Raw genomic sequence first — 13,572 nt, 5'->3', positions numbered from 1 at the left:
TAGAAATTTGCGTTGGTGCTTTTTTTGCTGTTCGTCAAACTATGTCCACGAGGTCTTGGCGTTCACAGGTCGGGGGTAGCCCGACAGCTACTTACTTTTCTTTGCTTCGCCAAAGAAAAAGTAAGCAAAAGAAAGGCGACCGTAGCCTCGCCCCTTCGGGGTGCTTACGCTACGCTTCAGCATAATTTGTGCTTCACAAAAAATGGGAAAGTGTTGAAACTCGCCTTCGGCTCAGACAGCAACACTTTCTTATCCATTTTCTGTGACGCACAAATTACATCGTCTCAAACGGGGGTAAGTCAAAAGCAAAAAGCAAAAATCAAAAACAACGACCTACAACTGCTAATGGAAAATTGAAAGACCGTCGTTACCGATTGTTTTTGTGTTGCTTTTGCTTTTGCTTTTGACTTTAACGCCGTTCCACTTCTGACACTGCCAATTGTGCGGGACAGAAAATGGATAAAGAAAGCTTCGTTGTTTGAGCGAAGCGAGTTTCGAAGCTTTCCCATTTTTTGTCCTGCATAATTGGGAAGCCGAAGGCCAGTGGCAGCGTGGTCGCCTTTCTTTGCTACCTTTCTTTGGCGAAGCAAAGAAAGATAGTGGCTGTCGGGCCACCCCCGACCTGTAAAAGATGATTTCGAATGAAGGAGAAGACTGAGGAAGAAAATTCAGTGATTTTTAGCTAGAAATGGATCAAGTGAATTACGTCAATTTATTTGTAATAGGGGGAATACCCTAATATTGATCAACCCAGAAAAAATGACATTACCTAATGGTAGAAGGATATTCAAATTCAAACGAGATATAATTATTAGAAGCCAAATTCCCTGTCATTCCCCATTTTGTTTGCTGTTTATCTATTGCGCCGAAAAACCATAAACTACTGACGTTATCTGGTATTGATAAATCACTGAGGTTGAAATTGAAATCTCGATTTAAGTGAAATGCGATCATTAAATCTCTTGAATATTTTCTTAACTTATCTAGCTCGTCTTGCAAGGTTCGGGGCTTAGGCAAGAAGTCCGGTGTAAGCTCCTTGAGTTGAACCGGGACAAAGTGATCGATATCATCTTTAACGAATCTTGCGATGAAATCAAAATCCTCGAGCTCCACTAAGGCAAAATAAACTTTGGTCTCGTAGAGTTGGCTCATACCATAACAAAACAATGCGGCTTGGCGACCTTCTCGATATTCTTTTAATTGATTGGTACGTAGCGCAGCGACAGCATACTCGACGTCTGAGACGCTAAGTTGTTCTTGAATTTTTCGAAGTCCAATCAAGATTTTCTCAGGATCTTTATAATTGAACTTCGTCCATTCTCGAGGCAAGTTCCTTGGCATTTTCTGACGATCACATCATCACAAATTCGGCGCCAACCACCGCTCAACTTCACTCTTATCAACACCACGCCGCTCAGCCATATCCTCAACCTGATCCTCAGCAATCTTCCCAACACTAAAATACTTAGACTCAGGATGTGCAAAGTAGAAACCTGACACAGCAGCCCCCGGTATCATCGCCCATGATTCAGTAATGAACATCTCAATCTCTTCACACTGCATCTGCTTAAACATCGCAGTCTTCACCGTATGTTCAGGGCAAGCCGGATAACCAGGTGCAGGACGAATACCTGAATAGCTTTCTTTGATCAGCTCTTCATTACTCAAAATCTCATCAGACGCATAACCCCACAAATCTTTACGCACACGTTCATGCAAGTATTCTGCGAACGCTTCTGCCAAACGATCAGCGAGCGATTTCAACATAATGCTGCTGTAATCATCGTGCGCGTCTTCGAAGCGCTTTTCGTGCTTTTCTATACCTAGGCCTGCGGTGACCGCGAACATACCGATGTAATCGGTGATGCCGCTGTCTTTCGGAGCGATGAAATCACTTAAACATTGATTTGGGCGCTGAATTTTCGTACCACCTTCGCCGTCGATGATGGCTTTTTCGGTTTGCTGACGCGTGCCGTAATAAGTGAAGGCGACTTCTTTGCGCGTTTCGTCGGTGTAGATTTCAATGTCGTCGTCATTCACCGTATTGGCTGGCAATAAAGAGATCACGCCGTTCGCGGTCAGCCAGCGGCCTTCTATGATTTTCTTTAACATCGCCTGACCTTCGGCAAAGACTTTGCTGGCCGCTTCACCGACAATTTCGTCTTTCAAAATCGCTGGGAATGGACCGGCCAAATCCCAAGTTTGGAAGAAAGGTCCCCAGTCTATGTAATTGGCAATCGTTGCTAGATCGACGTTTTTGAAAATTCGACGTCCGATAAACTTAGGTCGTACTGGTGCTTTGTCGCCGGTGAAATCAACCTTAATTTTGTTCGCACGTGCTTGCTTCAAGCTCACCATGGGCGTAGCTTTTTTACTCGCATGCAAAGTACGTACACGTTCGTAATCAGTGCCGAGGTCGGCAATGTATTGATCACGTGTTTCTGGCGTCAATAAAGATTGAGCTACAGAGACAGAACGCGAAGCATCAGCAACATAGACCACTGGTCCTTCGTAATTCGGTGCAATCTTGACTGCAGTATGTGCACGGCTAGTGGTCGCACCACCGATTAACAACGGAATCTTCATCATACGGAAATGCGGATCGCGTTGCATTTCTTTCGCAACGTAGGCCATCTCTTCTAATGAGGGCGTGATCAAACCTGAGAGGCCAATAATGTCAGCATTTTCTAACTTTGCACGCGCCAAAATTTCGGAACATGGCACCATCACGCCCATGTTCACGACTTCAAAATTATTACATTGCAAGACCACCGTGACGATGTTTTTGCCGATGTCATGCACGTCACCTTTCACCGTCGCGATAACGATTTTGCCTTTCGGTTTACTGTCGCCGCTGCGTTTCTTTTCTTCTTCGATGAAGGGCACTAAATGCGCGACCGCTTGTTTCATCACGCGTGCGGATTTGACGACTTGTGGCAAGAACATTTTGCCTTGGCCGAACAAATCACCAACGATATTCATGCCTGCCATCAAGGGGCCTTCGATCACTTGGATAGGACGGCCGCCTGCGTTCAAAATATTAACGCGAGCTTCTTCTGTATCTTCCACGATCCAATTGGTAATGCCATGCACCATCGCGTGTGATAAGCGTTTTTCTACTGGTTCATTACGCCATTCTAGCGTCGCTTCTTCGCGTTTGCCGCCGTTTTTTAGCGTCGAGGCGAATGCTATCATGCGCTCGGTGGCGTCTGCTCTACGATTGAGAACTACGTCTTCGACGTGCTCACGCAATTCAGCATCGAGTTCGCTATACACACCGACCATACCAGCGTTGACAATACCCATGGTCATACCCGCTTGAATTGCGTGGTATAGGAACACGGTGTGGATCGCTTCGCGTGCTGGGTCATTGCCACGGAAAGAGAAACTGACGTTCGATACGCCGCCGCTGATTTTCGCGCCGGGCAAATTTTTGTGTATCCAGCGCGTCGCTTCGATGAAATCAACGGCGTAGTTATTGTGTTCTTCGATACCAGTCGCGACTGCGAAAATATTCGGATCAAAAATAATGTCGTAGGGATCAAAATCGCAAGCGCTGATCAATAAATCATAAGCGCGTTTGCAAATTTCAATCTTGCGTTCGTAAGTATCAGCCTGACCTTTTTCATCGAATGCCATGACGATCACGGCAGCGCCATAACGCTTACATAATTTGGCGTGATGCAGGAATTGTTCTTCGCCTTCTTTCATAGAGATCGAATTGACGATGGCTTTGCCCTGCACGCACTTCAAACCCGCTTCGATCACTTCCCATTTGGAGGAGTCGATCATGATAGGCACGCGTGCGATATCTGGTTCTGAGGCGATCAAGTTTAAGAAGCGCGTCATCGCTGCCTGCGAATCGAGCATCGCTTCATCCATATTGATATCGATGATTTGCGCGCCGTTTTCTACTTGCTGACGGGCGACGGCTAATGCTTCGTCGTATTGTTCGTTCAAAATCAAACGGGCAAATGCTTTGGAACCGGTGACGTTGGTACGTTCACCGACATTGACGAACAGCGATTGCGCGTCAATTGTGAAAGGCTCCAAACCAGACAAGCGCATTGCAGGTTCTATCGTCGGAATAGTACGTGGTGTTTGCGTTTTGAGAATCTCGGCAATCGCCTTGATGTGTGCTGGCGTGGTGCCGCAGCAACCACCGGCGATGTTGATGAAACCTGCTTCGGCGAATTCTTTTAACAGTGCAGAAGTATCGGCGGGTAATTCATCAAAGCCCGTATCACTCATAGGATTAGGCAAACCCGCATTCGGGTAGATACAGACAAAAGTATCGGCAATCTTGGACAGTTCTTCGGCGTAAGGACGCATCAATGCTGCACCAAGTGCGCAGTTCAGACCTATGGTCAAAGGTTTCGCATGACGCACAGAATTCCAGAATGCGGGTACGGTTTGGCCTGACAAAATGCGACCAGAAGCATCCGTCACGGTGCCAGAAATCATAATGGGCAAAGTGCTACCGGTTTCTTCAAAATATTGATCGATCGCGAACAAGGCCGCTTTGCAATTGAGGGTGTCGAAAATGGTTTCGACCAATAAGACGTCGGCACCACCCTCGACTAAGCCACGGGTTTGTTCCAAATAGGCGGCAACCAATTGATCAAAAGTGACGTTACGTGCGGCTGGATCATTTACATCGGGTGAGATGGATGCCGTCTTTGGCGTAGGGCCAAGTGCCCCTGCTACATAGCGGGGCTTATCTGGTGTCGAATATTTATCACAAGCTGCTCGGGCGATCTTTGCAGACGCCACATTCATCTCATACGCCAGATGCGCCATGTGGTAATCGTCTTGCGCGACCGTGGTTGCGCCGAAAGTATTGGTTTCGATTAGATCCGCGCCAGCTGCCAAGTATTGCTCATGAATCTCTTGAATCACGTGTGGCTGAGTCAAGGACAGTAATTCATTATTACCTTTGACGAAGAGCTCGCGCACGCCGGCCGGACCGGTGAATTCCTTAAAGCGCTCACCGCGGTAATCCGCTTCAGTCAGTTTATAGCGCTGTATCATCGTTCCCATCGCGCCATCGAGGATCAGGATGCGTTGTTTGAGTAAGTCGCGCAGGCGCGCTTCGGTGGCGGAAGATTTCAGAACGGTGGACATAGTGGTGGATTGATTGAACGCTAAAAACAAAAACCCGATCAGGCTGAGATAGCGGATCGGGTAATGAGTGTGCGATTTGGTAAGAAATTACTACCTTTAGCTGCACTTATTACGCGCCCGCAATCTGAGTCTCAAATCGGCGCAGGAAAACAAGCTGAAATTATACGTGATTTCGAATGAACTTCCTAAACAGGCTCGCATTGCATAAATGCCATGTTACTTCGATACACCTAAGCTGTTCGCTATGAAAGACCGCCTGCCCGAGCGCTATCTCGACGAACTTCCTACGCACTCTTATTAGCAAATAGAAAAAAGATATAAGAATTCTGGCGAAATGCCCAAAAAAATAGGCGTATGCCAAATTAGCCATACGCCTTAAGGAGGGAACCGATTTGAACTAGCCGATATCAGATCTATTTATCAAGCTAACTAGTTCTAAAAAATTACTTGCTAATAACTTATTAATGACTTGTGAACCAAGCTACTTAACTCGCCTTTTTACGAGTCGCGATTAAGCTTGCGACAATGGAGCTGACTAAGATAGTACCGATTACCGTCAAAGAAATCGCTGTCGGTACATGCACCCATTTCACGATCAGCATCTTGACACCAACGAACATCAACACGAATGCAAGACCGAATTTGAGTAAGTGGAAACGATCAGCCATATCAGCAAGCAAGAAGTACAAAGCACGTAAACCCATGATTGCGAAAATGTTCGATGTGAAGACAATGAATGGATCGGTCGTCACCGCGAAAATCGCTGGGATAGAATCGACTGCAAATACCACATCAGAGATTTCAATCAAAATCAGTACTAAAAATAAGGGCGTAAAGACACGCTTGCCATTCTGGATAATGCTGAACTTTTCTTCGTGATAGTCCTTTGTGAATGGCAACATTTTCTTTGCAAGTTTCAACACTGGATTGGCTTCCAGATCAGGCTCTTTCTCCGCCGCGACCATCATGCGCAAACCTGTTATCACTAAGAAAATGCCGAAGATGTACAGTACCCAAGCGAATTGAGAAACGACCCAGCTACCTGCCAAAATCATGATCACGCGCATCACAATTGCGCCGAGTACACCATACAGCAACACTTTGCGCTGGTATTGTTCAGGTACTGCGAAGTGTCCGAAAATCATCAGGAAAACAAATACGTTATCGACCGACAAAGACTTTTCAATGACATAACCAGTCAAGAACTGCATAGACTTGGTCATAGCGACAGCTTCGCCTACGATGTCCTTGAGATAAAAATACATCCCAAGGTTAAACAACAGCGCTAAGGCAACCCAAACAATGGACCAAGAAGCGGCTTCTTTCACACTGACTTTATGCGACTTTGAACCACCGAGTGCGAAAATGTCGAGTGCCAACATACTGAGGACGAAAGCGATAAAGGCTGCCCACATCCAGGGCTGTGCAACTGTTTCTAACATAAATTTCTTTCAGTCAAGGGAAGATGGTGGGATGAATCGCATCCCACCGGCAAGGCTATTTTAAGCAAACGTCAATCCGGTGACTAGCACTTATTCTTTTTCCATAAATCCCAAGATTTGCAACAAGCTGGTGAACAGGTTGAAGATAGTGATGTACAAGCTCACTGTCGCCATGATGTAATTGGTTTCACCACCGCGAATGATGTTACTAGTTTCGAACAAGATCATGCCCGACATTAACAAGACAAACGCTGCGGATACTGCTATCGACAAAGCTGGCACTTCAAAGAACATTGCGCCCAAGCCTGCGACGAAAGCAACCAAAACACCTACTGCGAGGAAACCACCCATGAAACTGAAATCACGTTTACTCACCAGCACGTAAGCAGACAACCCCATGAAAATTACAGCTGTCAAACCCATCGCGTTCATGACGATGCCACTGCCGCCAGGCATGCCAAGGTAACGGCTGATGATAGGACCTAGAGTCAAGCCCATGAAGCCAGTTAAAGCGAATACTGAGGCGATACCCCAAGCGCTATTGCGTAATTTTGCAGTTAAGAACAACAAACCGATATAGCCAATCAGCGTGACGATAATGCCCATACTCGGTAAAGCAAAGGCAATGCTGACACCAGCGGTAATAGCAGAGAACAATAAAGTCATAGACAACAACATATAAGTGTTGCGCAATACTTTATGCCCACTGATAGAACTACTATCTACATAATCGACTGTTTGCGCATCGCGCACAGTGCTACGGTCTAAGATACTCATGGTTCTCTCCTAAAAATTCGGATGTAAAACGTTCCCAATTTGGGTAGAGCGAGTCTAAGCCAGGTAAAAATTAAATAAAAGTCGAATATAATTGAAGAATAGATCGAAAAAATCGATGTATCTCTAGGTCGAACCGAACAACACTGGCAGGACGAAATGGCAGTTCTAAATTACAAGCATTTACATTATTTTTGGGTTGTCGCAAAAACGGGCAGTATTGCCCGGGCCAGTGAGCAATTACACATCACGCCGCAGACTATCAGTGGCCAATTGAGCCTGTTCGAAGAGATACAAGGCGAAGCTTTGTTTGAGAAATCAGGGCGGAATTTAGAGCTAACAGAGGCGGGGCGCATCGTATTGGCCTATGCGGAAGAGATCTTTTCATTAGGGCAAGAGCTAGAGCAATTGTTGCAACATCATCCTACCGAACGCACCGTCCAGTTGCGCGTAGGCGTCTCAGACGCGGTAGCGAAAGCGGTTGCTTACAAATTATTAGAGCCCGCATTAAGCTTGCCACAAACCCTGAAAATCCACTGTCGCGAGGGTAAACTTGACGACCTGCTGACGGAATTGGCTCGCCATAAACTTGACATCGTTATCACCGATACACCAATGCCACCAAGTTCTAAGGTGCGCGGCTTTAATCATCCTTTGGGCGAATGTGGACTGAGCTTTTTCGCCACGCAAGCGCTGCGTGCGGCGCATCCTAAGCCCTTTCCCGCTTGCCTTGACGGCGCACCAATCCTCTTGCCAGGCGAAGATTCGGCACTACGTTCACGCTTAATGCATTGGTTTGAATTGCAAGGAGTGCGACCAAGGATAGCCGGCGAGTTTGATGACAGTGCTTTGATGGGGACTTTTGGCGCAGCGGGCGTTGGGTTCTTTGCTAAACCAAGTGCGATAGCCGATATGGTCATGCGTCAATATGATTTGGAACTAGTCGGTAGCACCGAGGATATCCAAGAACAATTTTATGCCATATCCGTGCAACGTAAAATTACTCATCCGGCTGTGTTGGCGATTAGCCAGGCAAGACCACTCAGCACTATCAGTTCAAAAAAGAGCGATCAGCCGCAAGGACGCAAAAGCAAGCGCACATGAAGCAAAGTCCAATGAAGAGGAAGCAAATAGACCTATCAGTGTTACTTGATGCTTGGCGAATTGAACCAATTGTGAATTGCTATCAAGGCCTCCCGATTGTTTGGGATGAAAGCATGGCTGGCGTGAATCGGAATACTTATTTCAGCATCGGGTGCCAAAACTTCCTGAACTGCTAGCATTCCATCATGTGGCAATTGGAATCCTTCAAAAAATCCTAGTGGCCCCAGCCATGGCCATACGCCATAGATACAAGCGGTTGGTATCTCTGGCATAGAAATGCGATCCATGACGGCTGGATTTGCAGTCACCTGACCGCACTCACCAGCGAGCAATTTAAAAATTCGCCATGAGCTGGTGCGTAGTGATAAGCGAACTTCGCGTATCGGTGAGGCTAGTAAAACGAGCCGCACAGGCCGTCGAATACCTTCGCCTGATTCCTGCAAAATTTGCCGTATCAAGACGCCACCAAACGAATAGCCTATTGCCATATAATCGCCACGGGTGCCTACATCTGTTAAAAATTGCCGCAAGCGATTCTTTATTTCGGCTAATGATTGCTTTGACGCAGAGTAATCAAAACAATCCACCGAATAGCCCAATTCAGAAAAAAATCGGATTAAGCCACCTCGCATATAGCGCTTACCACCAATGCCATCGATAAAAACTATTTGCATGTTCTTTCCTACTTTATCTTTAAATTAGCATTACACGAAAGGTGACGCCTAACCAGCAACCATAGCATTCTGTGTACAGATATGACACGGACTAGAAATCTGTGGAACAAATAGGCGGAAAAAAACCGTGCATGCTTTTTGTTTGCAATACACGGTCCTGACTTAGATTACTTCGGATATTTAATCGTCATCTCTTTCAAGACATTATCCGCGTGATCAACTTCTTTCATAATCCACAGCATGTAACGAATATCGACGTGAATTGCTTTGGTAATCGCCGGATCGAAGTACCAATCTTTGGTAATCGATTCGTAGGTGGAATCAAAATTCAAACCAACCAATTCACCGCGCTTGTTCATCACCGCTGAGCCAGAATTACCACCTGTGGTGTCGGCGCTAGACAAGAAGTCCACTGGCACGGTTCCCAACACATTGTCTTTGAAAACACCGTAACGTTTTTCTTTAATCGCTTGCAGCAGTGGTGCTGGTGCGTTGAAAGGATCTTTGCCTGTGTGTTTCTCGACGATACCTTCGACCGTGGTAAATGGTCCCTTAGTCACACCATCACGGGGTGAATAGGCGCCGACATTACCAAAGGTGACGCGGAGGGTTGAATTTGCGTCAGGATAGACTGGTTTGCCTTGTGATTTTTTCCAGTTAACCACAGCTTGCATGTATTGCGGAATGATGAAGTCGAGGTTGCCATCGACTTCTTTCCGACGATTTTCTAGAGACATACCGACATCATGCAATTTCACCGCGAGCTGAATAAATGCGTCATCAGATTGGGTGAACGCAGCCTTTTCTTTATCCAACCACGTTAAACGTTTTGCGGTGTCTGTCAATTGCGTTTTGTCATACAGTGCAACCGCTAACTCGGCTGAAGGTAACAAGGTATCTAATCCTGCTGGATGTACGGCCAACTTAGCGTAACGTGAAAGACCTGCTGTCAAACGTGCGCGATCAACCTTGGTGACAAATGATTGCTCCAAACGTGTAAGACGGCCTTTGATAAAGGCTAAATCACGTTCTTGATAGCCGCCTTCACGCTGTGCGTTTGGCTTCTCTTTTTCTAAGGCCAAACGATACAGAGTGCGAGCGCTAGATAACAAATCGCTGTTCGTTGCAACCGCATACGCGAGCTCTTCTTGCGACAAAGCCATGTCTTGGGCAATTACCGTATCGAGTTTTGCCAACAAGGACTTCGCTTCTGCTGGATTTTTATTTGAACTGATCAACCAGTTACGGAATTCCGCATCCTGCGCATCTTTAATCGCCGCGATATCTTTACGTGCGAAACCATCGATTAAACCTTGTGTTTTCTTTAGACGGTTATTGATGCCTTTCACCACGCTGGCGTAGCGCACTTCATCGTCGGCATTGCCTTTGGTCGCCGCTTCTATGGTCGCAATGTCCGCTAGCATTTCTGCTGCGCGCAAAGGGTAATCGGTATCACGTGCGAAACGGATCTCGGACGGTAATTTATAGCGGCTGGTACGACCTGGATAACCTGCCAGCAAAATCGGATCACCGTTCTTCAAGCCTTCAGCAGAAACTACCAAAAAGTCTTTGGATTTATACGGCACATTGTCCGGTGAAGGATCGGCAGGGCGACCATCTTTACCGACGTAGGCGCGTAAAAACGAGAAGTCACCTGTGTGACGCGGCCATTCAAAATTATCGATGTCGCCACCGTAATTGCCGATCATGTCAGCAGGCGCATACACCAAACGCACGTCGCGTATCATCATTTGTCGTATGCGATAGTATTCCAAACCGCGATGAAAACTCGGCACAGAACAGCGATAGGCTTTATCTTGTTCGCAGTCAGCGATGATTTTTTTCACTCGACTTTGTATCAGCTCGCGACGTTCGCGACCTGACATTTTGTCGGTCAAACCAGCCGTGACTTCAGCGGTGACATTTTCCACTTTATCAGTGATATACACGCGTGTGCTTGCACCGGCTGGTAATTCCTCGGCGCGTGTTTTGGCTAAAAAGCCATCGTTGATGTAGTTTTTCTTTGCGCTGGAATTGCGTTGTATCGCATCGTAGGCGCAGTGGTGATTGGTAACGATCAAACCTTCTGGCGAAACAAAAGAAGCGGAGCAGCCACCCGTTGAGACGATAGCACTCATAGGATGCTTGGATAAATCGGCTAACTTTTCAGCCGGGATGGTAATGCCAACTTTTTTAAGTTCGGCTTTCAGTTGCGGCAATTGATAAGGTTGCCACTGACCTTCGTCAGCCTTTACGTGAGCGCTGAATGCGACGGTTAGTCCGAATGCTGCCGCTGGTATAACTAGTCTTTTGAACAATTTATTCTCCTTCATTGTGCATGAGTGGGCGAGTATATCGCTGTTCGCAGTTTCAAGCCAAAACATCGTTTTGGAATTTGATTTGCTTCATATTGTCGTCATACGAATGGTTTACTATGCTCGCAAAGCATAAGCGTGTTGTTTGGTTGTCGTAGTGAATGTGCAAATTCCTTGTCAACTATCATTTGCAAGCGCTTAGATGCAGCACTCATTGGATTGAACGTTGCATGAATTAAGCTGAGATTTAATTGACGTTACGTAAAATTTGAATAGTTTTAGTGCGGCCATATTTTTTGCTCTATTCCAAATTGCAATAATTTGGTCGTTACAGTGCTTTGGTAAAGCACAGGTATTGTTGGGTAGATGTGCTACATTTAATATTGCACAGATGGAATGAATTCTTACACTTGTCGAATAAAAAATTAAACCTGCAAAATGCAGCAAGACCGAACTTTCTCGATTCATTGAATGCCCCTACTTCGTCCTCTACAAATTTTTGCTGGTATTTGCATGCTGTCGTTTTGCGTGTGTGTTTCCGCATGGCCAAAGCCGACCTCAGTGACACGGGTGGTACATCCTGCAGATGAGGAGAAAGGCGATCCGCGTTTTGTTGATGTGAAAGAGATATTGCGTCTGGCCTTAGAAAAAACCGTTGTGGAATTTGGCCCTTTTGAATTGCAGGCATCTAGTCAAAATACCAATGGCTTACGTTACTTGAATAATTTGGCGAACGATAGTGATTTGAATGTGGTCTGGAGCTCGACTACCGAAGAGAAAGAGCGTAATTATTTGCCGATTCGTATACCTCTACGTAAAGGACTAATGGGTTATCGCTTGTTGCTCGTGCATAAGGACAAACAAGACTCGCTGAAAGAGGTGAGAAGCTTGGAAGACTTAAAGAAATTTAGTGTGGGACAAGGGGTTGGTTGGGAAGATGTGAAGCTTTATGAAGCAAATGGTATTGCCGTCATTGAGGCAAAATATAGCAACTTGTTTCGCATGCTGAGTTACAAACGCTTTGACTTTTTTCCGCGCGGTATCAATGAGATTTTCAGAGAACTTGAGAAAGAGTCTGTGCAAAATCCGAACCTGGTCGTCGATGAAAATTTGCTGATATATTACCCTTGGCCGTACTATTTTTTCGTTTCTAAATCAAATCCCCAATTACACAAACGGATCGAGATGGGATTGCGTAAAATGATTAAGGATGGCTCGTTCGACGCCATATTCTGGAAGCATAATGGAAGAGCAATTGAGGCCGCGAATTTCAAGAAACGGCACATTATCTATATCAAAAACCATTTATTACCGAGAGCAACCCCACTCAACGACGCCACATTGTGGTTCCGACCAAAGCTAAATTGAAGGCGCTATGCTTGCTGCAGCCAGCGGCTATGAAATTTTATCTGTAGCGCTTTGAGTCGCTTTTACTGTAGCCCCAACAATTGCACCTTATGAATGAGCTGCACCACATTATTTACCTGTAATTTACGCATGATATTTTCTCTGTGCTTGTCGACAGTTTTGGCCGACAGACTTAATTGTTCGGCGATCTCGATGGTCGCCAAACCTTGATAAATCAAGGCCAAAATCTGTAATTCACGCGGTGTAAGCTCAGTCTCGCAGACATCGATTTGTGCTTGAACTTCTTCGGGAATGACTTGTTTGCCAGCTAAAACCTGTTCAATGCAATCTAAAAGCTGATTAGCTGATCCTTCTTTCTGCAAAATAGCGTCGGCTTTTGCGTCGCGTAATTGTTTAAAAATCACACCCGAATTCGCACCCGTCAAGGCAATGAATTTCATGTCTGGATAGCGTTGTTTACAATACGCGAGCACCGCGCTCGATTCTCCGCCAGGCATGTGGTAATCCAAGATACACAAGTCGACAGCTTCGCTTTGTATGTAAGGCAGTACTTGCCCTAAATTGCCTAATTCAGCCACGATTTGATAATGGCTTTGCGTCTGCAATAGAAGCTTTAGTCCCTGTCGGAAAATGGCATGATCGTCAGCGAGCAAAATTTTGATGGTAGTTGCAGGCACAGTGGTCTCTAATGGGTAAGTTTAAGCGAACTCCGAATGCTAGAATGTTAGCCGACATTGTGAGCTTGGTATAGGCGGCGTTTGGATTCTTCTT

The 13,572-nt window shown here is 45.9% G+C and carries 9 protein-coding genes; 2 read left to right on the top strand and 7 right to left on the bottom strand.

The window, feature by feature from the left end; translation table 11 throughout:
- Positions 1-765: 765 nt before the first annotated feature.
- From ACO0KZ_RS03685 to ACO0KZ_RS03670, 4 genes are all read right to left on the bottom strand, one after another.
- A complete protein-coding gene (locus tag ACO0KZ_RS03685) occupies positions 766-1,281 on the bottom strand; it encodes a hypothetical protein (RefSeq protein ID WP_422992867.1) in 516 nt (171 codons plus the stop codon).
- Positions 1,282-1,359: 78 nt separating this feature from the next.
- Complete coding sequence (gene metH, locus ACO0KZ_RS03680; RefSeq protein ID WP_422992865.1) at positions 1,360-5,124, bottom strand: methionine synthase; 3,765 nt, start codon at positions 5,122-5,124, stop codon at positions 1,360-1,362.
- 485 nt (positions 5,125-5,609) lie between these two features.
- A complete protein-coding gene (locus ACO0KZ_RS03675; RefSeq protein ID WP_422992863.1) occupies positions 5,610-6,566 on the bottom strand; it encodes a TerC family protein in 957 nt (318 codons plus the stop codon).
- Positions 6,567-6,656: 90 nt separating this feature from the next.
- Positions 6,657-7,343, bottom strand: coding sequence for a Bax inhibitor-1/YccA family protein (locus tag ACO0KZ_RS03670; protein WP_422992861.1), 687 nt, complete (start codon positions 7,341-7,343; stop codon positions 6,657-6,659).
- A 156-nt stretch (positions 7,344-7,499) separates the two neighbouring features.
- On the opposite strand from ACO0KZ_RS03670, the gene nhaR reads away from it, so the two are divergent.
- Complete coding sequence (gene nhaR, locus ACO0KZ_RS03665) at positions 7,500-8,444, top strand: transcriptional activator NhaR (RefSeq protein WP_422992859.1); 945 nt, start codon at positions 7,500-7,502, stop codon at positions 8,442-8,444.
- A 41-nt stretch (positions 8,445-8,485) separates the two neighbouring features.
- On the opposite strand, the gene ACO0KZ_RS03660 is transcribed toward nhaR, so the two are convergent.
- Together ACO0KZ_RS03660 and ACO0KZ_RS03655 are read right to left on the bottom strand one after the other, a co-directional pair.
- A complete protein-coding gene (locus ACO0KZ_RS03660; RefSeq protein ID WP_422992856.1) occupies positions 8,486-9,118 on the bottom strand; it encodes an esterase/lipase family protein in 633 nt (210 codons plus the stop codon).
- A 167-nt stretch (positions 9,119-9,285) separates the two neighbouring features.
- Positions 9,286-11,436 carry a S46 family peptidase gene (locus ACO0KZ_RS03655; RefSeq protein WP_422992854.1) on the bottom strand — a complete coding sequence of 717 codons (2,151 nt, stop codon included), beginning with the start codon at positions 11,434-11,436 and terminating at the stop codon, positions 9,286-9,288.
- Between the two features lie 468 nt (positions 11,437-11,904).
- On the opposite strand from ACO0KZ_RS03655, the gene ACO0KZ_RS03650 reads away from it, so the two are divergent.
- Positions 11,905-12,801 carry an amino acid ABC transporter substrate-binding protein gene (locus tag ACO0KZ_RS03650; RefSeq protein ID WP_422992852.1) on the top strand — a complete coding sequence of 299 codons (897 nt, stop codon included), beginning with the start codon at positions 11,905-11,907 and terminating at the stop codon, positions 12,799-12,801.
- A 62-nt stretch (positions 12,802-12,863) separates the two neighbouring features.
- Here ACO0KZ_RS03650 and ACO0KZ_RS03645 read toward each other — a convergent pair whose 3' ends face one another.
- Positions 12,864-13,478 carry a LuxR C-terminal-related transcriptional regulator gene (locus tag ACO0KZ_RS03645; protein WP_422992850.1) on the bottom strand — a complete coding sequence of 205 codons (615 nt, stop codon included), beginning with the start codon at positions 13,476-13,478 and terminating at the stop codon, positions 12,864-12,866.
- Between the last annotated feature and the right edge of the window lie 94 nt (positions 13,479-13,572).

It is taken from the genome of Undibacterium sp. Di24W, assembly GCF_049340325.1.
Classification (GTDB): Bacteria; Pseudomonadota; Gammaproteobacteria; order Burkholderiales; family Burkholderiaceae_D; genus Undibacterium.
This window is presented reverse-complemented; position numbering and strand designations above follow the sequence as displayed.

Bases quoted from the DNA above. Each gene is read 5' to 3' on its own strand.
- metH (WP_422992865.1), bottom strand. From the start codon at position 5,124: ATGTCCACCGTTCTGAAATCTTCCGCCACCGAAGCGCGCCTGCGCGAC.
- ACO0KZ_RS03650 (WP_422992852.1), top strand. From the start codon at position 11,905: ATGCCCCTACTTCGTCCTCTACAAATTTTTGCTGGTATTTGCATGCTG.
- ACO0KZ_RS03670 (WP_422992861.1), bottom strand. From the start codon at position 7,343: ATGAGTATCTTAGACCGTAGCACTGTGCGCGATGCGCAAACAGTCGAT.
- ACO0KZ_RS03660 (WP_422992856.1), bottom strand. From the start codon at position 9,118: ATGCAAATAGTTTTTATCGATGGCATTGGTGGTAAGCGCTATATGCGA.
- nhaR (WP_422992859.1), top strand. From the start codon at position 7,500: ATGGCAGTTCTAAATTACAAGCATTTACATTATTTTTGGGTTGTCGCA.
- ACO0KZ_RS03675 (WP_422992863.1), bottom strand. From the start codon at position 6,566: ATGTTAGAAACAGTTGCACAGCCCTGGATGTGGGCAGCCTTTATCGCT.